This is a genomic window from Acidovorax sp. BLS4, from assembly GCF_032929295.1.
GTDB lineage: Bacteria > Pseudomonadota > Gammaproteobacteria > Burkholderiales > Burkholderiaceae_C > Paracidovorax.
Window position 1 is genome coordinate 3602939 of the sequence record NZ_CP136797.1, and the last position, 19009, is coordinate 3621947.

The following is a 19009-nucleotide window of genomic DNA, read 5'->3' on the forward strand; positions in this document are numbered from 1 at the left end:
TCTCAATCCATGGGGCCCGAAAGCGGCCACCGCGCAGGTCGTCTCCTCGCAAGGGGCAGGCGCTAAACGACTCAAGGGGTCTTGCATGGCTACAGGCCGAGAATCATCTTGGAGATGATGTTCTTCTGGATTTCATTGGAGCCGCCGAAGATCGACAGCTTGCGGTAGTTGAAGTAGTTGGCGGCGGCCGTTGCAGCCTCCTGCGGGCCCACCGGCGCTTGCGTGTAGCCCTCGTACTGCGCTTCCTCGATGAAAGGGGCGGCATAAGGGCCCATGGCGCGGCGGATCAGCGAGAGGATCTCCTGGCGGATCTCGGTGCCGCGGATCTTGAGCATGGAGCTTTCCGCGCCCGGCACCCCGCCGCCGGCCACGGCGGCAATCACACGCAGGTTGGTGGTCTTCATGTTCTCCAGGTCGATCTCGACGCGGGCCATGCGCGCGGCGAACAGCGGGTCCTGGTCGATGGGCCTGCCGTTCTTTTGCACCTTGGCAGCGATGATCTTGAGCTTGGCCAGGGCCGAGATGCAAAAACCCACGCCCGCGATGCCCGTGCGCTCATAGGTCAACAGGTACTTGGCATAGGTCCAACCCTTGTTCTCCTCGCCTACCAGGTTATCCACGGGCACCTTCACGTCGGTGAAGAAGACTTCGTTGACCTCGTGATCGCCGTCCAGTGTGCGGATCGGGCGCAACTCCACGCCGGGACTGTTCATGTCCACCAGCAGGAAGCTGATGCCGGCCTGGGCCTTGGCTTCGCGTTGGGTGCGCACCAGGCAGAAGATCATGTTGGCGTGCTGGCCCTGGGTGGTCCAGGTCTTCTGGCCGTTGACGACGTAATGGTCGCCCTGCCGCACCGCCATGGTCTTGACCGAGGCCAGGTCCGAGCCCGCGCCGGGCTCGGAATAGCCCTGGCACCACCAGTCGGCGCCGCTCAGGATGCGCGGCAGCCAGTAACGCTTCTGCGCTTCATTGCCGTACTTGATGAGTACCGGGCCCAGCATGCTCACGCCGAACGGCACGATGCGCGGGCCACCGGCCAGTGCGCATTCGGTATCGAAGATGAACTTCTCGACCGCGCTCCAGCCCGGGCCGCCGTGCTCCTGCGGCCAGTGGTTGGCCAGCCAGCCGCGCGCGTTCAGGATGGCGTGCCACTCCTCCTGGTCGGCCTTGGTCAGTCGCTGTCCGGCCTTGACCTTGGTAGCGATGCGCACCGGCAACTCGGCCTTCAGGAAGGCTTGCACTTCGGTGCGGAAGGCTTCTTCCTGCGGTGTGAATTGGAGATCCATTTGCTATTTCCTCAGTCGTCCCTGGAACCAAGCGCCTTTCGCCCCTGCCGGGGAGACGGCGCACAGCGATTCAGGGGCATCAATACATCTCGAACAGGCCGGCCGCTCCCATGCCGCCAGCGATGCACATGGTCACCACGCCGTACTTCGCCTTGCGGCGCCGGCCTTCGAGCAGGATATGGCCGGCCAGGCGCGCGCCCGTCATACCGAAAGGATGGCCGATGGAGATGGCTCCCCCATTGACATTCAGGCGTTCCATGGGAATGCCCAGTTGCCGCTGGCAGTACAGGGCCTGCGAGGCGAAGGCTTCGTTCAGCTCCCACAGCCCGATGTCATCCATCGTGAGCCCATGGCGCTTCAGGAGCTTCGGCACTGCGAACACCGGGCCGATGCCCATCTCGTCCGGTTCGCAGCCCGCCACGGCCATGCCTCGAAAGACGCCCAGGGGCTGCAGGCCCAGGCGTTCGGCCTGCCTGGATTCCATCAGCACGCAAGCGCTGGATCCATCGGACAGCTGCGAGGCATTGCCGGCTGTCACGAAGTGGCCCTCGCCTCTGACGGGTTCAAGTTTGGCCAGCCCCTCCAGCGTGGTGCCGGGGCGGTTGCAATTGTCCCGGGTGGCGATCACGTCGCGGTAGGTGACCTCCCCGGAGTCTTTGTTCTTCTCGGCCATGCGTGCGGCGCAGGCGATGATTTCCTCGGCGAACACGCCCTTGTCTTGCGCGGCGGCGGTGCGTTGCTGGCTCTGCAGCGAGAAGGCGTCCTGGTCTTCGCGCGTGATGCCATAGCGCTGGGCCACCATGTCGGCCGTGTCGATCATGGCCATGAACAACTCGGGCTTGCACTCCACCAGCCAGGGGTCCAGGTCGGCCGGGGTGCCCAGGGCGCGCGCGCCCGAGATGCTTTCCACCCCGCCAGCGATCATGGCATCCACGCCTTCGGCAACGATACGGCCGGCAGCGATGGACAGCGCCTGCAGACCCGAAGCGCAGAAACGCGTGACCGTGGTGCCAGCGATAGACAGCGGCAGCTCGGCCCGCAACACCGTTTGGCGGCCCAGATTCTTGCCCTGCATGCCCTCGGGATTGCCGCAACCCAGGATGAGGTCCTCGATCATCCCCGGGTCGATACCCGCGCGCTCCACGGCGGCCTTGACCGAATACGCCGCCAACTGGGGCGCAGGGGTGGCGTTGAACTCGCCGCGGTGGGACTTGGCCAGGGGCGTGCGGGCGGTGGAAACGATGACGGCTTCGCGCATTTTTTTCTCTTGTTTCGGTGGGTGGTTCACTGCGTTTTCAGTAGCGGCTTGCGCTGGCGCCACGGAAGACCCAGCGCCAAAGGCATCTGAATCTGCCGACAGTCCAACAGCAAACGCTCTCAGTTTTGATTTCGACCGACAGCGCCCGTCTCAGGCCTTTGCCACAGCTTGGTTCAGGCTGTCGAAGTTCCGGCCTTCGGCCACCAGCTTTTCCAGCAATGGCGCAGGCTGCCAGAACAGCGGGTCCTCCTTCGCGAACTGGCGGATGTCTGCCAGGATGGCGTCCAACCCCACCATGTCGGCGTACTTCATCGGTCCGCCGCGAAAACGCGGGAACCCGTAGCCCGACAGGAAGGTCACGTCCACATCCAGCGGGCGCAGGGCGATGCCCTCGTCCACGACCTTGGCGCCTTCGTTGACCATCGCGGCCATGTAGCGGCGAACGATCTCTTCCGGGGTGAAGCTGCGCGGCGTGATGCCTTTCCTGGCGCGCTCGGCATCGACGATGGCCAGCACCTCGGAGTCGGGCTGGCCCGCGCGGGCGCCCTGTGGGTAAACATAAAAGCCCCGGCCTGTCTTCTGACCGAACCAGCCGCGCTCGCAAATGCGGTCGGCGATCTCCACATAGCGGGCCTTCGGGTCGCGCGTAGCAGCGCGGCGCTTGCGCGTCGCCCAGCCGATGTCGCCACCCGCCAGGTCGGTCACCTGGAAAGGGCCCATGGGGTAGCCGAAGCCGCGCAACGCAGCGTCGATCTCATAGGGCGAAGCGCCGTCTTCCATCAGGAAGTCGGCGGCCTGCTTGTACACCGCCAAGATGCGGTTGCCGATGAAGCCATCGCACACGCCAGCGCGCACCGGAGTCTTCTTCATGCGCTTGGCCAATTCGAAGGCCGTCGTCACCACGTCGGGGGCGACCCGGGCCGGCACCACGATTTCCAGCAGCTTCATGATGTTGGCCGGGCTGAAGAAGTGCAGACCGATCACATCCTGCGGGCGCGAGGTGGCCGCCGCAATGGCATCGATGTCGAGGTACGAGGTATTGGTGGCCAGCACCGCACCGGGCTTGCAGACACGGTCCAGCTCTTTGAACACGGCCTTCTTGACCTCGATGTCCTCGAACACGGCCTCGATCACCAGGTCCACCGCCTGGATGTCTTCATAGCGGGTGGTCGGCACGTAGCGTGCCAGGATGGAAGCCTTGGCCTCATCACTCATGCGGCCCTTGGCGATCAGGCCGTCATAGACTTTTTCCACATTGGCCTGGCCCCGCGCGATGGCCTCGGCATCACGCTCCAACATCACCACCGAGAATCCGGCATCGAGTGCAGACACTGCAATGCCCGCGCCCATGGTGCCGCCCCCGATGACGGCGATCCGATCGACAGTGCGCGGCGCTGCGGCCCGGGCCTCGGGGATCTTGGCAGTCTCGCGCTCGGCAAAAAACGCATGAATGAGGCCAGCGCGCTGCGGGCTGTTCAGGCACGCCACGAACAGCGCGCGCTCCTTGGCCAGTCCCTCGTCGAACGGCAAGTCGACTGCGGCGCGCACACATTCGACGATCTTCGAGGGTGAAAACAAGCCTCGGCTCTTTTTGGCCGTGTCGATTGCCAACGCGTCCAGATCGGCCAGCGCCGCAGCCGCGTCCGGAATGGGCAGGTCGCGCGTGCGGCGCACCGGAGCGTTCTGGGCCAGCAAGGCGTTGGCAAAGGCCAAGCCTGCAGCCGTGGCATCGGAGCCCTCCACGCACTGGTCCAACAGGCCTGCGGCCAGCGCCGCCCGTGCCGACATGGGCTTGCCGCTCAGCATCAGTTCGGCTGCGGCCTTGGCACCCATCAGGCGCGGCGCACGCTGCGTGCCTCCAGCGCCTGGCAGCAGGCCCAGGTTCACTTCGGGCAGGCCCAATTGCGCACCACCGGCAGCGTTGTGCAAGCCCAGGCGGTAATGGGCCGCCAGCGCCACCTCCAGCCCCCCGCCCAGCGCAGCACCATGGATGGCAGCGACGACCGGCTTGGTGCACGCCTCGATCCGTGCACAGACTTCAGGCAGCGACGGCAGCACGGCAGGCTGGCCGAATTCACGGATATCGGCACCAGCGATGAACGCCTTGCCCTCGCCCACGATCAGCACGGCCTTCACCGCTGCGCTGGCTTCGGCCTGCGCCACCGCAGCCAACAGGCCCTGGCGCACGGCAGCGCCCAAGGCATTGACGGGCGGATTGTGGATGCCGACCACCAGCACATCGCCTTGTTGGCGGGTTTGAACGACGGAAGCCGCTGCCTCACGGGTCATGCGTTTGTCTCCTTTGTTGTGGATCTGGAACGTCCAGCATCCATTCTTACGGCGACAATGATTTCTAACAATCCCATGAATCATTGACAGACTGTCAAATGATTTAAACCAATACGCTTGAGACATGGACTCCCAATCGCTGACCCTGCTGGTGGAAATCATCGACAGCGGCAACCTGAGCCAGGCTGCCCGCAAGCTGAAGATGACGCGCGCCAACGTGAGCTACCACCTCGCCAAGCTGGAGAAGGACGTGGGCGTGCAGCTGGTGCAGCGCACCACGCGCCGCGTGGAGCCCACGGAGATCGGCCTGCGCCTTTACCAGCACGGACGCACCATCCACAACGAGATGCTGGCCGCGCGTGAAGCCATCACGACCCTGGGCCAGGGCTTGCAGGGCCGCGTAGGCATCAGCGTACCCAGTGGCTATGGACAGATCGTGGTGAGCGACTGGCTGATCGAGTTCAAGCGCGCTTACCCGGGCATCGTGCTGGACGTACTGTTCGAGAACCGCGCCGACAATCTGCGCGACGAAGTCGATATCGCCATCCGCGTGGTGCAGGAGCCGCCACTGTCATTGGTGGCCCGCAGCCTGGGCACCGTGCGCTACCTCGCCTGCGCCTCCCTCGACTATGCTCATCGCCACGGGCTGCCGCGCACCCTGCACGCCCTGCGCACCAGCCCTGTGATCACCGCCGGCGTGACCGGGCGGCAACTGCGCCTGGCGGCCTACCAAGGCAGCGAACGGAATGAGGTGATGCTGGAGCCCACGCTGATCTCCGAGCATTTCCCTTTCCTGCGCCAGGGCATCCTGGCCGGCCTCGGAGTCGGTCTGGTGCCGGACTACGTGGTGCAGGACAAGCTGGAAAGCGGCGAGGTGCTGACCACGCTGGACGAGTACCGCCTGAGCATCTTCGGCACCCACATGTACCTGCTGTATCTGCCCAACCGCCACCAGACGCGGGCGGTGCGCACCTGTATTGACTTTCTTCTGGCCAAGGCCTCACCTGGAAGCGGTACCGTCGAGAGCGTGAGATGAACCTCCTGCCGCTGCCAAGTCCTTGCTCGCCGGCCGGGGTGCCATACATCGAAAGAGATGCGCTCAACGCGCCGCAGCCCTCGCTACCGCGCAGCATCGGGAAGCATGCGCAAGATGGATTTTCCTCGGCCCAGCCAGTGCAATGCGTTGAAGGCTTCACGCAAGCCATGCTCGCACTGCGGCGCCTGCAGGTTCACCCATGCCAGTCGTCCTGATGCTCCCAGCTTGCCAGGGCGGCGGTTCGATGGGCCTCCACTCTAGCGGCGCTCTCGCCAAGCCAGGAAACCGCCCATTTGCAAACCGTGCGAGAGCACGTTGAGATATTCCTCGCGCCTTGGTTCAGCAGAGAGCGCATCGTGGGGCCAGGCGTCGAGCAGGCCTTGCAGCCGCTGCAGATCGAGTACACGGCACGCGAGAGGAGACGTGTGCAACCGATCGAGTTGCTGCTGCAGTGCTCCTCGCTGCGCGCTCAAGCGCGCGAACCAGTCACCGTGCTGCACACCCACCGCGCGGTTGGCATGCACCTCGGCTGGACCGCCTTGTGCCGCCAGCAGGCGCCGAGGCAGGGAGCGGCGAATGCCATCGCGCAGAAACTGGTCCAGCGGCAAAGCACCGAAGAAATCGATCACACGCCGGTCGCCCAGGGGCATGCGCACGTCAGTGCCGGATATGGCACGCAGCGCACCCCATCCGTCCATCGCAGCGGCATTGCCCAGGAGCCATTCACGCAACACGCTCAACGATCGATGGCTTCCACCCAATCGAATCCTGTAGCGACCGCGGTCCAGCTTTTGGTGCATGCCGAGTTCCTGCGCCAGTGCGGGATGCAGGGCCCCGTGACGCTCCCATACCGCCGCTGGCAGACCATGCCAGTAACGCAGGAGCGTCGTCGGGGCAAATGGCCGCAGCAGATAGCGCTGAAAGGCTTTGCGCGCGCTCAACCCCTCGGCCTTCGCCAGGGCACGCGTCTGCCGCGCCAACGTCCGCCAATCGCCGTCGCGCAGCAGTTGCGGCAGGCGCAACAGGCCGTCGTAGCTGAAAAATGCATTGCCAAGCTCACCACCGATCAAAACGCGCCCGCCACGTGCATGCAGCAGACGGTAAAGCGGAAAGAACCAGGCCATGTTCAGCGGCGAGCGTGTTGGCTGGCCGCTCTCCTTCCACCAGCGCTCCGGATCGTGTTCGCCCCAATCGTCGCCATCATCGCCCAAGGGATGCCAGTCGATGTTGGAGCGGCTGGCAGCCAGCAGGCGCGCACGGGGCGATTCATCGTAATAGTGGTTCGCATTGGCCCTGGCAGTTTCCATCCTCGGAATCCGCGTGAGGGTCAGCAAGGGTGCGGGTGCCAGCTGCCGTGAGGCGGAAAGCACCATCGAGCCGCTGTCGAGCCCTCCAGTGAGGCACGCCGCCACGGGCCCCCGTGCCCGTAACGCATCGGCCACGGCACGGTCCACAACCTCGGCTGCGGCCGCCTCGACCTCGGCATCACTCCGCAGGCACAAAGAGCCTGCCTCGGGTGGCCGCCACCATCGTTCGCTATGGGTCGTCTCCCATGTCAGCACCATGAAATGCGCCATCGGCACCCTGTCAATGGCGCGGTAGATCGTGCGCGAGGCACGCGACGGGTCCATGACGAGCTGATCGGCCAAGGCCTGCTCGTCCAGATCGAGTGAAATCCCGGGAATCGCCAGTAAAGCCCTCAACCGCGTGGAAAACGCGATCATGCGCGGCCCGCGATGCACGAACAAAGAGCGCTGTCCTAAAGGGTCACGCGCAAGCAAAAGCTGCCGCCGCGTCGGACTGTAGAACGCCAGTGAAAAGGATCCATGAAGGCGCGACAGCGCATGAATATCCCATCGCTGCAAAGCATCCAACATCAGATCGCCGTCGGGACGTGCGGGGTGTGCCGTTACGCCCAGCGCAGTGGCCAGTTCAGCACGTGCCCCCAGGCAAACGTCTGCCGCCAGTACGGCGCCCGAGTCACCAACCCGCGGCATGGTTTCACAGTGGTCTTCGTCTGTGAAAAAGTGCTGGCGGTGCACCATCGCCATGTCGCCGCCGTGCCAGATTACGGGAGGTCCGATGCCCCGCCCCTCTAATTCCTCCCCCAGCGTGATGACCCACTCACGGGGTACGGACTTTCCGTCCAGATGCCAGATTCCAGCGAAGTCGCTCATTCAACTCGTGGCGGCGGCAAATGCCGCATTCATGAACCGTTGGTCGAGCCAACGCCATCGTTGCCAATGGTGGGACCATTTGCTGTTTCTTCGATCGCCAGAAACGAGACCACTGGCGCCGTCCAAACCTTGCGCACAACTTGCGCCGGCTGATCGTTGCACACGGGAGGATTTTGTTCGTTCATCTCGGTATCCTTGCAGTTTCAGTCGCGAGACGCGGCGCCCGCCGCACCATCGGGCCGATGATACGACGGTCTGCTGGCCAGTCTCGCACGCGAGCCGTGGAAATCACCGTTCGCCAATGTTGGATCGCCCATGCACTTTCTTGCCGCCCGGCTTTGCCGGATCGACCGCCACACCAGGCCTGTCAGCACCCTGCCCAATGCACTCAGGGCGTGGTGTGGCAAAAAAACGTTTCCATGAGCTGGCCCGTCTTTGATTGGCGCAGTCTGCTGGAGCGCGTCGGAGGGCGCCTGCTCTACCGCGCGCTGCGTCATCGCGAGGGCCGCAGCTACGTCTGGCTGCGACTGACCTCTTCGGCACCGCTGTTCCAGGACTACGGCACCACTTCGATGAATCGATATCCTCGCCTGTTCGCGTTCGTACGTGAAGCACTGACAGACTGCGCGTCTCCCAGACTGCTTTCATTCGGCTGCTCCACGGGCGAGGAAGTCCTCAGCCTGCGCCAATACTTTCCCCACGCCGACATCACGGGCCTGGACATCCATCCAGGCCACATTGCCCGATGCCTTCAACAGCAGCAGGGGCAGCCGGATCCCGGCATGCGATTTCGCGTGGCAGGCGATACCGCTGCGGAGGCTACCGCCACGTACGATGCGATCTTCTGCCTGGCTGTGATGCGGCGGGGCGACTTGGCCAGGCACCGCGGCGAATGCTGCGACCATCTCATTCGCTTCCAGGATTTCGATGCCCAACTGGAAGATTTTGCCCGCTGTTTGCGACCTGGCGGCTTCTTGGTACTGCGTCACGCCAACTTTCGGTTGCGCGACGCCCGCGCGGCACGCTGGTTCGACCCGGTCCTGCGCGTGCCAACACCAGCACGGGCGGACACCCCCCTTTTTGGCCCGGACAACCGGCGGCTCGCAAAACAGGGTGACGACGAGGCAGTATTCCGGCGCCGATCCTCCCCTCATGTGTTTGGATCGGGCAGCGGGATTCAGTGACCGCTCCGAAATGCCACTATAGAATTTGAACTCCTGTGTCCCTGAGCGATGTGCCCTTTTTGAACGAGAGAAGCCACGGATGAACGTCGATTCGGATGCCTTGATTGCCCAAACTCCGGATTGCCTCGCTGCTGACATGGGCGAGGAACTGGTCATCATGATCGCCGGACGTTCCATCTATCTGGCCTTGGATCCGATCGGACGGGATGTGTGGTCGCGCATTGCAACGCCTTGCACGTTCAGTGCCTTGTGCGACGGGCTGAGCGAGACCTACGAAGCATCCAGAACCAGCATTGAGGCGGATGTGGCCACGTTGCTCGGCACCCTTCACGATGCCGGCGCAGTCGCCATAAGCCACTGAACAGCGGCCTAACCAGGGCGATTGCAACATCCGACCAGGGACCTTGCCTGTGAGCCTATACGAGTACCAACTGTGCGGATGGCACGTTCGCAGCGAAATTTTCCTACCCGAGCTGCCCGAATGGACGGGAGCCGGTGCGGGAGAAGACCTCATCATCGAGGAAGGGCCGGTGCCTGAGCGGCTTGACGGCTTTGAAGGCCCATCGCCCTGGTTGAGCGTGAGTCCGGATGGAAGCGTTCTGTTGAGCATTCAGAACTTGGTGCGCATCCTCATCCGGGACGGCCGTTCCATACGGGTGGATCGTGTGCAAACACAAGACGAGGGATGGCGCTTGTTTCTGCTCGGCTCGGCACTGGCCTACTTATGCCTTCAGCGCGGCCTCTTTCCGCTGCATGCAGCATGTGTGCGTGTCGGGACGCGCACACTGGCCATTGCGGGGCACAGCGGTGCTGGCAAGTCCACGCTCGCCGCGGTGCTGCTCCGGCGAGGCCATTGCCTCCTGAGCGACGACCTGACTGTTTTGCAGACGTCCCAGGACCGCGGCATTGAGGTGCTGCCCGCTTTCCCGCGGCTGAAACTGTGGCGCGAAACGATGGATGCACTGGAAATTCCCGTAAATGGGCTGCCGCAGATACGACCCGGCATGAACAAGTACGACCTGCGGCCGCATGCGGGCTTCGATGTTTCGACGAAACACCTGGATGCGGTACTGGTGCTGCGCGATGCGCCTTCCCCTCTATTGAAGCGTTGTACACCTTCGGAAGCCTTGCCGATGCTGCACGGTTATCTGTCGCGGCCGCAAGTCGCTCACCGCCTGGGCCTGCGTGCGGCCACATTCGCCCAGGCAGCTGCGGTAGGCCGGATAACCCCCGTCTGGGAATTGCACCGTCCGCGAAGTTTCGATGCACTTGATGCAACTGCCGATTTGATCGAAGCGAACTTCACCCCATGAACCGCCGCGGCATCTTCTGGATCGCCTCGTATCCAAAATCAGGCAATACGTGGGTGCGGTGTTTGATCACCAGTCTCCAAGCGCAGGGGGCGCCTGTGAAACTGCACGGCCTGGGCAAAGCCTTGCCCAATGCCGCAGTGCGCACCTGGCTGGAAGCCTATGTGGATGTGGCAAGCGAGGATCTGAATCCGGACGAACTGCGCGCCATGCGGTTGCAGGCATACCAGCTGTATGCAAAGCAGCACTGCGGCATGCTGAAGGTGCACGACCGCTATGACGCGGCGCTGTTCCCCGCAGATGCCAGCCTAGGAACGGTCTACATCGTTCGCGATCCGCGCGACATCGCTCCTTCTTGGGCCGACCACATGGGCGTGGATGTGGAGACCGCCATTGTGCGGATGGCCGATGCCGAATTCACTGTAGGCCGTGGCTTTTCTGCATTCACATTACAGGCTCCGCAACACCTTGCCTCCTGGTCCGAGCACGTGCGGTCTTGGCTGGATGATGCACCAGGTCCGCTATTGCTGTTGCACTACGAGGCCTTGCTGACTGAACCGCTGCGCGAAGCCGCGCGGCTTGCGGAGTTCCTGGGTCTGCCAGCGGATTCAGGGTGCGTGGCGCGTGCTGTCAGTGCGTGCAATTTCCAGACACTGCGCAGCATGGAGGAGGAGCATGGTTTCATCGAGCGCCGCGCGGTGCAGCAGCGGTTCTTCCGCCAAGGCCGGGCGGGTGCATGGCGTGGGACCTTGCAACCCGATCAGGCCGAGCGCTTGGCGGAACAACACGGGACCATCATGCAGCGGCTGGGTTACGCCTCTGACCGAGCGCCCATAGACAACCTGCAGGCCCGATGATGAAGGCCAACCCGCAGGTCACCGCAAGCTCGCACACCACGGCAGGGCCGGATACGGCTCGGGAACGCATCGGGGTTCTATGCGCCCCGCTGGCAGCAGATCGCCCGCATCAATGGCGCCCGGCCCCATGATGCGCACATCAGCACAATGGTCGCCGGCGTTCCGCTACGCACTGCATCTTTGGCAAGTGGAGGCGAAGGCACCCACCGATGCGGCGCTGGCCCTGGTCGACGCACGGTCGTTCACGCATACGCTGGCGTGGCATCGGCTGGCGCTTGCACTGCCAGCGGCCGATACGTTGCCCCCGGGCATGCCAGAAACGCTGCGTGCCGCTCTGCGCCAACGCCAGCGCCAAATGACACTGCGAATGCTGCAACAGACGGCCGCATTACGGGAGATCGTGGCATCCCTTGACCAGGCTGGCCTTCGCTACTGCCTGCTCAAGGGTCAGGGTTATGCCGCGCTGTTCGAAGCCACGCAGCGCAGGGAAGCCTGCGATATCGACCTGTTGATCTCCGCGGCAGACCGGAACCCGGCACTACGGCATTTGCAGGCCCTGGACTACAGGCTGGATCCCGCCGCCGCATCCGATCTGGAGCAATACTGCGCCGACAACCATGCCTTGCCGCTGCGACATGCGACGAGTGGCGTGGTGCTGGAGCTGCATCTCCGTCTCGCTAACCGTCCCGGCCAGTTCCAACTGGAAAATCTGCGACTGTGGGACCGACACATCGCAAGGGTGATGGTGGGCGGCATGGAAGTCGCCACCCTGTCGGCGCCCGCCGCGGTGGCTTATGCGGCGTTCCATGGCACAAAACACAACTGGTGCCGGGCATTCTGGCTGGTGGACATGGCTTTGGCGATGCGCAGCACCACTATGGACTGGCCGCAGGTGCTGGACCTGGCGCAGCGCCTGGGAACCGAGCGCCATCTGGCGATGTCGGTCCTGCTTGCCGAGGCCACACTCGGTGTCGCAACGCCGGAGGTATTCCGTTCGCATGCCCTGCTGCTTCGTGCAGCGCGTCCCGCCGCCGACGCACTGCTGCCGCATCTGGACGCACTTGGCTCCGATCGCGGCGCCGACCTTGCCGCACGGATGGGCATGGTCCGCTACGGGCTGCGGCTGCTGTCGCTGGAATCCAGTTGGCATGGACGTCTGCAACTCATACCCTTTCTGCTGGCTCCCACGGAGGATGATCGCGCGGCCGTGGCACTTCCCTCCTATCTGCGGTGGGCCTATCCGGGCGTTCGTGCGGTGCGGCTGGCGCACCAGCACATGACCAAGCGAAGACGTGTCTAGCCTTACCAGCCCAACCACCGAGTTCGATTGGGGGATGCCACTCTTCCTGAACAGGCGCGCCGCCGCAGGTGCGGCCTTAGCGCCCGAATGGCCTTGCGAACTTCGGGCATGCGTCGAATCAGGTCTTCGGCGAGGTGGTGCATGACTCCACCGCCTCGCCACCAGATATCCCACTTTGACCGGGTGCTGGCGTTTCTGCATTTGCCGCGCTTCGAGCGCTGGCTGCTTCTGCCGGCCTGGCTGCTTCTGGGTGCGGCCCGTGCGGCGGTGCGGTGCCTGGGTTTTCGCCGGTTGGCGCCGTGGCTGGGTCAAAGCGTGGCGGTGCCTCCTCCCATGCCGGCGCCGGACGAACGTGCGCAACGTCGTGCGGTGCAGATCGCGCGGACCATCAGGCTGGCCTCCGGGCACACGCCGTGGCAGTCCAACTGCCTGACCCAGGCGCTGGCAGCGCATTGCTTTCTCTGCCTGTTTCGGGTTGGTCACATGGTGTGCTTCGGCGTCGCGCGTTCCGATGCGACGCAACTGCAAGCCCATTCCTGGGTTCTCGCCGGAGACTTTTGCGTCACTGGCGGCGCAGGTGCGAAGCGCTTCACCAGAGTGGCCTGCTACGTCAGCCGTCCCGGGAAGGCCCCATGACGGCGGCTCGGGCCCTGATGCGGCTGATGTCATGGGCCAGTCCGCAGCGTCGCGTCTCGTTGTTCCTGCTGATGGTTCTGGCCAGTGTCAGTGAAGGTCTGGGGGTTTTACTGCTCGTGCCCTTGCTCAGTGCCTTGCAGGGTGACGCCGGTGGCGGCGAGAGCATGGTTGCACGCGCGGCCACCCAGGCCATCGCCGCTTTCGATCTGCGAGCGACGGCGTCGCTACCCTGGCTGCTGCTTTCTTTCTGCGCGCTGCTGCTGTTGCGCAACGTGGTTCAGCATGCACGCGAGTGCGCTGCGGCACGGCTTCAGCAGGACGTGGCCGAGCGCCTGCGCGAAGCCAGCTTTTCCGCTTTGCTCGGCGCACAATGGCGTTGGCTCCAGGCGCAGCGCACCGCCGACCATGCCAGCCTGATGCTGAGCAATGCCAGCCGTGTGGGGGTGGGACTGGGTCACGGTCTGGCGATGCTGGCCTCTTTTGCCACTGCGGCGATCTATGTGCTTGCAGGATTCACGCTGGACTGGAAGCTGGCCTTGGCATCGACGCTGGGCGGAGCGCTGCTGCTGGCGCTTTTGGCCGGCCAACGCCGAGGTGTCTTGGCGCTGGGCCGACAGTTGACGTTGTCCAGCAAGCGGCTCCATGCCAGCCTGCAAGACAGCCTGGCCGGTTTGCGACTGGCCAAAATTCTGGGCGCCGAGTCGCGCTACGCCGCCTGGATCGCCCGTGACGCCAGCGCGCTGCGCGATCAGCACCTGCGTTTCGCATCCGCACTGAGCTTGTCAAAAGCGTTGCTGCACAGTAGCGGCGCGATGCTGCTGGCAGCCTACATCTACCTGGGGCTTCGGGTCTGGCAGGTGCCTGTCGCCGAATTGCTGACGTTGGTGTTGGTGTTCGCGCGCCTGCTGCCTCTTTTGGCGGCAACGCACCAGCAACACCAGTACTGGCTGCACGCGCTGCCGGCGTTCACCGAGATGGATCAGCAGATCGGCCAGGCCCGTGAGTGGGCCGAGCCGGATGCTGCGCAGCCCGCTGCGCAGCCGCAGGCGCGCAGGTCGATAACACTGCGTGCGGTAAGTGTCCGCTATGCCGAACGGACAGTGCCGGCCTTGAACTCGGTGTCCTTGACGCTCCCCGTGCACACCACTACTGCGATCATTGGCGCTTCCGGTTCCGGCAAGAGCACGCTGGCCGACGTCCTGTGCGGTCTGCTGGGTCCGGACGAGGGCAGTCTGGCGATCGATGGAGTGCCGCTGGACGGACGGATGCGCAGGTCGTGGCGGCAGGCGGTGGCGTACGTCTCGCAGGACACATTCCTCTTCAATGACACCATCCACCACAATCTGCGCATTGCCGCACCGCAGGCCGACGATGAGATGTTGCGCGCCGCACTGGAAAAAGCCTCCGCCGGATTCGTGCATGCATTGCCGCAGGGGTGGGACACGATCGTGGGCGAGCGCGGCGTGTGCCTGTCCGGAGGTGAGCGGCAGAGGCTGGCGCTGGCACGCGCGCTGCTGCAGCGCCCGGCGCTGCTGATACTCGATGAGGCCACCAGCGCGCTGGACCACGAAAACGAGGCACGCATCCACGCAGCTATCGAGCAACTGCATGGCCAGTTGACCGTGGTCGTCATCGGCCACCGGCTGGGGCTACTGGAACGTGCGGACCAAGTCGTCCTGCTGGAGCAAGGGAGGGTTCGCGCACAAGGACTCTGGCATGAGGTGTCGCCGGCCTGGACGGAAGGTCCATGACGCTCGCCGGCGAGGACCGACCATGACTTCACTGAATCCGCGTCGTTGGCATGCAGGCGTCTGGGCACTGTCGGCTCAGTGGCTATCAGTGCTTGTGACGGCGGCCATATCGCTGGCCCTGTCTGTGTGGCTGGCGCGGCGCATGGAGCCGTCCGGCTTCGGCCGCTATGCTTACCTGCTGAACTTGGCCACGCTGCTGGCCCTTGCGCAGGACGCAGGGCTGCGCACTCTCGTGCTGCGAGAGCAAGTCTCACCCAGCCCCGCCCTCAAGTCGTTCGAGGCGGTGCTGCCGGGGCTGGCCCGAGGCCACCTGCTGGTGACCACGTTGCTGCTCGTAGGCGGCTGTCTCGCGCTGATACCTTTCGGCGCAGATCTCGCATTGCCTGCGGCTGTGTGGTGCTTCGCTGCCGTGTCGCTCTCGCAGTTGGTATCGGTGCAGTTGAAGGCAGCGGGGCAGTGGCAGCGCGAAGGCCGGTGGCAGGCGGGAGCGCGCATGTCGAGTGCCCTGGCGATCATTTTCGGGGTGCTGCTGTTTGGGCCCGAGCCCGGCATCGTGTTCGGCGCCTGGGGGATAGGCCTGATGCTGGCGTATGCCGTACTTGGGCAGGATGTGCGCGATCGAACCCGGTGGCCGCCGCCTGCCCCGCTCTATCACGCCGCGGCAGGCTTTCTGTGGATCGATTTGGCCACGTGCCTTTACCGGCGCAGCGACATCGTGATCCTGCAAAGGATGGCAGATCCTGCAGAGATTGGGCAGTATGCTGCGGCTTATCGCCTGTTCGACGGTGTGCTGCTGCTGGCCATGCCACTGGCGCTGTTCTTTTTCCGTCGCCTGCGCAAAACCCGCGACCATGCGGCCGCGGCGCGCAGGCTGCTAAGGCGCAGCTTGTTCACCGCAGGGGCCGCCGGCCTGGGGCTGGCCCTGGGCGGCGCCTGGCTGGGTCCGTGGCTGATCGAATTTCTGTTCGGCCCTGCATACCAGTCGGCAGGATCGCTGCTGGGCTGGCTGTTCGCGGCGTTCGTTTTCGTGCTGCCCAACTATGTGCTGACGCAGGCCGCGATCGCGCTGGATCGAGCACGTTGCTATGCATGGGGAGCGGGCTTGGCAGCAGTGACCAACCTGGCCCTCAATCTGCTGCTGGTCCCGCAGCATGGCGCGCGGGGCGCGGCCACGGCCGTGATCGCAACCGAAGCCATGCTGTGTGCCGCGCTGTGCATCGGCCTGTTTGGGCGGCACAAGCCAGAACGGCCGCGAATACCTTCGCGGTGAGATTTGTGTGGCAAGATGTTTTCGTTTCTCGCCTCTGGCCGCGTGCCTCGATGGAGACCCAGCATCGTGTCGGATGGAAGATACACCCCCTGTAAATACATTGAACACCGGCCCATATTCCGATGCCAGGGATGAACAACGTGCGGGAGCGCGGCGACGATGTGTCGCTGGCCGACTTGCTGCTGGAACTGCTGCGCTTTTACCGCGAATTCGGACGATTGCTGGTCCCGGTCGCTTTGCTGTTTGCCTTGGTCGCCGGGGCCGGCGTCGCATTGGTGCCGGTCTACAGCGCCGTCGCCCTGCTGGACACGGCACAGATGCCGCTGGACCAGTGGCGCAGGCTGCAGCCCATGCTGTCGGACCGGCATTTGGTCGCTGCGTCGTTGGCCGAAGCAAAGTTGCCTGCCGGACAGCGAGACCGATTGCTGATGCAGTTTCAGCAACCGCGCTACTGGAGTTCCCGCGTGAGCTACCGGAGCACCGTGGGGCGCGATGACATCCGCGAGCAGATCAACATCGATCCCAAAAAGGTGGGCGCGCTGGGACTGGAAGTGTCTCTCCTGGTACGCGACGACGCGGCGGCGTCCCAGCAGTTCGAACTGATCGCGCAGCACATCCGCCAGGTCATGTGGTGGTCGGACCTGCGCGAATACCTGGACAAGCTGCAGCTCGAGGTACTTGAGCAGCGCGCACGTCTGCAGATCGAACAGATCAGGCAACAGTTCTCCATCGAACAAAACCTGAAGCAGGTCCAAGAGATGCAGAAGCTGCTGCAGCAGTACCCTGAGTTGCGGCGCAACGGTTTCAGCACGGTGGTATCCGTCGGCGATGGAGGCGGCAAGTACCTGTCGCCGCTCGCGCAAACGGTCGCATTGCAGTCCACTGTCGCGGAGACACGGGCCAGCCTGCGCAAGGGGCAGCGCGAACTCGAACAACTGGACTGGAAGCAGCGCTATCTCGGCCGGGTCGATGCACGCATGCGCAGCTTGTATTCGGGGACTGCGCTGGCGGACTGGCTTCGGCTGAACCAGCATGAGATGTTTCCACCCGACGCCACCGTGGATGCGGCTCAGCAACAGGTTGGCAGCGAAATACAGATGACCTTGGGCCAACTGCAATACAAGGCCGAGCAATTGCGCTACAAGGCCCAGCCGGCGATTTCGGCGGCGCCGGTGCCGTCGCGCCGGCCGTGGCTGGTGGCCTTGGCGGCGTTCTTGTGCACCCTGGGTGTGCTGTCTCTGGCGCTTGCGTCCTACGCGGCACTGCGTCGCAGGGACAGCGCAGCGCAGCTGCCATGGTCAGCCCATAGCGACCCATTGTTTGCCTGGTTGCCCGCCGGCCTGCGGCGCAGGCTGCTGCCGGAGCGGGCGTCCATCGCTTACGACAAGGATTCAGCGTGAGGCGGGTGCTTGTCACCGGTGCGGCCGGCATGATTGGGCGTCGCCTCGTTTCCGCCTTGCTGCGCCGTGGCGATGCCGTGGCGGGCTTGGACAATTTGTCCAGTGGCATGCCGATGCCGCTGGGACTGACCCTCAGTGTGGTGGCTGATGTGTGCGATACCGCCACCGTGGAGGCCGCGCTGAGGGATCTCCGTGCGGACGCCATCGTTCATCTGGCGGCGGTGCATCACATTCCCACATGCGAGACACAGCGCATGCATTGTCTGCGGGTGAACGTGGAAGGCACCGAAAGCGTGCTGCATGCCGCGACGCAGACTGGTCTGCAACAGGTGGTCATCGCATCCAGCGGCGCTGTCTACGCGTGGGGCCGCGAGATGCTGACCGAGGCCGACAGCCCCACCGAAGCACGCGACAACTATGCGCTGTCCAAACTCTGCAACGAGAGCCAGTTGCGGTTGTGGTGCTCCCGCGCCCAAGGACGCCGCGGGCGCGTGGCGCGACTCTTCAACAGCATCGCGCACGACGATCCGAATGCCCATCTGATTCCAGACGTTCTGGCTCAATTACGGGCGGACCCGGGGACGGAGCCGGTATTGCGACTTGGAAATCTTCAGCCTCGCCGCGACTACATGCATGCGGACGACGCGGCGGCCGGCGTTCTGGCACTGCTCGACGATCCCCATCTGACACCGGCTTTCGATGTTTTCAACCTTTGTTCGGGCGTAGAGCATTCGGTCGGCGATCTCGTCTCAGAAATCGGCAAATTGCTGGGACGCAGTCCACGGATCGAGGTGGATCCACAACGCCAGCGGCCCAACGACCGCGCCCACCAATTGGGCGATCCTGGCAAGGCGTGGTCACGTCTGGGCTGGCGCACGCGATGGAGCCTGCACCAGGCGCTGCAGATGACGCTCGATCCCCCATCCTCGGATGTCGATGGCCGTATGGGCTAGCTGCTGCAGGAAGTTCGGGCTGTCGCGGGCGCTCCGCGCAGGCAGCCGATGCGCATGATCCTCTTCGTGTGGTTTGGCAAATCTGCTGGTGAACGCTCGCATGCGAAAATTCCGCGCACATCGGCAGAACCGTATTAACCAGTTGCTCAGGGCGTGCCATGCGCCCGTCGGAGATTCAGAGTTGGATGCCGGCTTTCTTCATTGTGTGTTGGCATGGCGCGCGCTCCATCGTGTTTGCCCTAGCACCCATTCCTGCGTCTTTTGCGTCGGCGATCACGGTGTTCGCCCGGCTTGCGCTACCC

Annotated in this window: 16 protein-coding genes; 11 read left to right on the plus strand and 5 right to left on the minus strand. The window is 64.2% G+C overall.

What is annotated here, in order from left to right; all coding sequences use genetic code 11:
• Positions 1-89 precede the first annotated feature (89 nt).
• From R1Z03_RS16610 to R1Z03_RS16620, 3 genes are all read right to left on the minus strand, one after another.
• Positions 90-1286 (minus strand): acyl-CoA dehydrogenase family protein, encoded by a 1197-nt coding sequence (locus tag R1Z03_RS16610; protein ID WP_317352949.1) that lies wholly within the window; start codon positions 1284-1286, stop codon positions 90-92.
• A 79-nt stretch (positions 1287-1365) separates the two neighbouring features.
• Entirely contained in the window at positions 1366-2544 is a 1179-nt protein-coding gene (locus R1Z03_RS16615) for an acetyl-CoA C-acyltransferase (RefSeq protein WP_284429793.1), read from the minus strand.
• Between the two features lie 150 nt (positions 2545-2694).
• Positions 2695-4833, minus strand: coding sequence for a 3-hydroxyacyl-CoA dehydrogenase NAD-binding domain-containing protein (locus tag R1Z03_RS16620; RefSeq protein ID WP_317352953.1), 2139 nt, complete (start codon positions 4831-4833; stop codon positions 2695-2697).
• A gap of 124 nt (positions 4834-4957) precedes the next feature.
• Here R1Z03_RS16620 and R1Z03_RS16625 point away from each other — a divergent pair, with 124 nt between their 5' ends.
• Positions 4958-5869 (plus strand): LysR substrate-binding domain-containing protein, encoded by a 912-nt coding sequence (locus R1Z03_RS16625; protein ID WP_317352957.1) that lies wholly within the window; start codon positions 4958-4960, stop codon positions 5867-5869.
• Positions 5870-6126: 257 nt separating this feature from the next.
• Here the strand turns inward: R1Z03_RS16625 and R1Z03_RS16630 are convergent, their stop codons facing one another.
• Together R1Z03_RS16630 and R1Z03_RS16635 are read right to left on the minus strand one after the other, a co-directional pair.
• Positions 6127-8046, minus strand: a complete 1920-nt coding sequence (locus R1Z03_RS16630) for an asparagine synthetase B family protein (RefSeq protein ID WP_317352960.1) — start codon at positions 8044-8046, stop codon at positions 6127-6129.
• Between the two features lie 29 nt (positions 8047-8075).
• Positions 8076-8231 (minus strand): hypothetical protein, encoded by a 156-nt coding sequence (locus R1Z03_RS16635; RefSeq protein WP_317352963.1) that lies wholly within the window; start codon positions 8229-8231, stop codon positions 8076-8078.
• A 234-nt stretch (positions 8232-8465) separates the two neighbouring features.
• Here R1Z03_RS16635 and R1Z03_RS16640 point away from each other — a divergent pair, with 234 nt between their 5' ends.
• The 10 genes from R1Z03_RS16640 (at position 8466) to R1Z03_RS16685 (ending at position 18707) form a co-directional block, all read left to right on the plus strand.
• Positions 8466-9230 (plus strand): class I SAM-dependent methyltransferase, encoded by a 765-nt coding sequence (locus R1Z03_RS16640; RefSeq protein ID WP_317352966.1) that lies wholly within the window; start codon positions 8466-8468, stop codon positions 9228-9230.
• A gap of 79 nt (positions 9231-9309) precedes the next feature.
• A complete protein-coding gene (locus R1Z03_RS16645; RefSeq protein ID WP_317352968.1) occupies positions 9310-9591 on the plus strand; it encodes a PqqD family protein in 282 nt (93 codons plus the stop codon).
• A gap of 49 nt (positions 9592-9640) precedes the next feature.
• On the plus strand, positions 9641-10543 hold the full coding sequence (locus tag R1Z03_RS16650) for a hypothetical protein (RefSeq protein WP_317352971.1): 903 nt from the start codon (positions 9641-9643) through the stop codon (positions 10541-10543).
• Complete coding sequence (locus R1Z03_RS16655) at positions 10540-11397, plus strand: sulfotransferase domain-containing protein (protein WP_317352973.1); 858 nt, start codon at positions 10540-10542, stop codon at positions 11395-11397. The genes R1Z03_RS16650 and R1Z03_RS16655 overlap by 4 nt, the downstream gene beginning before the upstream one ends.
• Before the next feature lie 127 nt (positions 11398-11524).
• A complete protein-coding gene (locus R1Z03_RS16660; RefSeq protein WP_317352976.1) occupies positions 11525-12697 on the plus strand; it encodes a nucleotidyltransferase family protein in 1173 nt (390 codons plus the stop codon).
• A gap of 183 nt (positions 12698-12880) precedes the next feature.
• On the plus strand, positions 12881-13333 hold the full coding sequence (locus tag R1Z03_RS16665; protein WP_317352978.1) for a lasso peptide biosynthesis B2 protein: 453 nt from the start codon (positions 12881-12883) through the stop codon (positions 13331-13333).
• On the plus strand, positions 13330-15084 hold the full coding sequence (locus R1Z03_RS16670; protein ID WP_317352981.1) for an ABC transporter ATP-binding protein: 1755 nt from the start codon (positions 13330-13332) through the stop codon (positions 15082-15084). Before R1Z03_RS16665 ends, R1Z03_RS16670 begins: the two co-directional genes overlap by 4 nt.
• 22 nt (positions 15085-15106) lie before the next feature.
• Positions 15107-16354, plus strand: a complete 1248-nt coding sequence (locus R1Z03_RS16675; protein WP_317352984.1) for a polysaccharide biosynthesis C-terminal domain-containing protein — start codon at positions 15107-15109, stop codon at positions 16352-16354.
• Between the two features lie 131 nt (positions 16355-16485).
• Positions 16486-17754 (plus strand): hypothetical protein, encoded by a 1269-nt coding sequence (locus tag R1Z03_RS16680; protein WP_317352987.1) that lies wholly within the window; start codon positions 16486-16488, stop codon positions 17752-17754.
• On the plus strand, positions 17751-18707 hold the full coding sequence (locus tag R1Z03_RS16685; protein WP_317352989.1) for an NAD(P)-dependent oxidoreductase: 957 nt from the start codon (positions 17751-17753) through the stop codon (positions 18705-18707). The genes R1Z03_RS16680 and R1Z03_RS16685 overlap by 4 nt, the downstream gene beginning before the upstream one ends.
• The last annotated feature ends 302 nt before the right edge of the window (positions 18708-19009 follow it).

Excerpts from the sequence above, each read along its gene's own strand:
- R1Z03_RS16610 (WP_317352949.1), bottom strand. The coding sequence starts at position 1,286 with ATGGATCTCCAATTCACACCGCAGGAAGAAGCCTTCCGCACCGAAGTG.
- R1Z03_RS16635 (WP_317352963.1), bottom strand. The coding sequence starts at position 8,231 with ATGAACGAACAAAATCCTCCCGTGTGCAACGATCAGCCGGCGCAAGTT.
- R1Z03_RS16670 (WP_317352981.1), top strand. The coding sequence starts at position 13,330 with ATGACGGCGGCTCGGGCCCTGATGCGGCTGATGTCATGGGCCAGTCCG.
- R1Z03_RS16680 (WP_317352987.1), top strand. The coding sequence starts at position 16,486 with ATGAACAACGTGCGGGAGCGCGGCGACGATGTGTCGCTGGCCGACTTG.
- R1Z03_RS16625 (WP_317352957.1), top strand. The coding sequence starts at position 4,958 with ATGGACTCCCAATCGCTGACCCTGCTGGTGGAAATCATCGACAGCGGC.
- R1Z03_RS16655 (WP_317352973.1), top strand. The coding sequence starts at position 10,540 with ATGAACCGCCGCGGCATCTTCTGGATCGCCTCGTATCCAAAATCAGGC.
- R1Z03_RS16620 (WP_317352953.1), bottom strand. The coding sequence starts at position 4,833 with ATGACCCGTGAGGCAGCGGCTTCCGTCGTTCAAACCCGCCAACAAGGC.
- R1Z03_RS16615 (WP_284429793.1), bottom strand. The coding sequence starts at position 2,544 with ATGCGCGAAGCCGTCATCGTTTCCACCGCCCGCACGCCCCTGGCCAAG.
- R1Z03_RS16630 (WP_317352960.1), bottom strand. The coding sequence starts at position 8,046 with ATGAGCGACTTCGCTGGAATCTGGCATCTGGACGGAAAGTCCGTACCC.
- R1Z03_RS16675 (WP_317352984.1), top strand. The coding sequence starts at position 15,107 with ATGACTTCACTGAATCCGCGTCGTTGGCATGCAGGCGTCTGGGCACTG.
- R1Z03_RS16640 (WP_317352966.1), top strand. The coding sequence starts at position 8,466 with ATGAGCTGGCCCGTCTTTGATTGGCGCAGTCTGCTGGAGCGCGTCGGA.
- R1Z03_RS16660 (WP_317352976.1), top strand. The coding sequence starts at position 11,525 with ATGATGCGCACATCAGCACAATGGTCGCCGGCGTTCCGCTACGCACTG.
- R1Z03_RS16645 (WP_317352968.1), top strand. The coding sequence starts at position 9,310 with ATGAACGTCGATTCGGATGCCTTGATTGCCCAAACTCCGGATTGCCTC.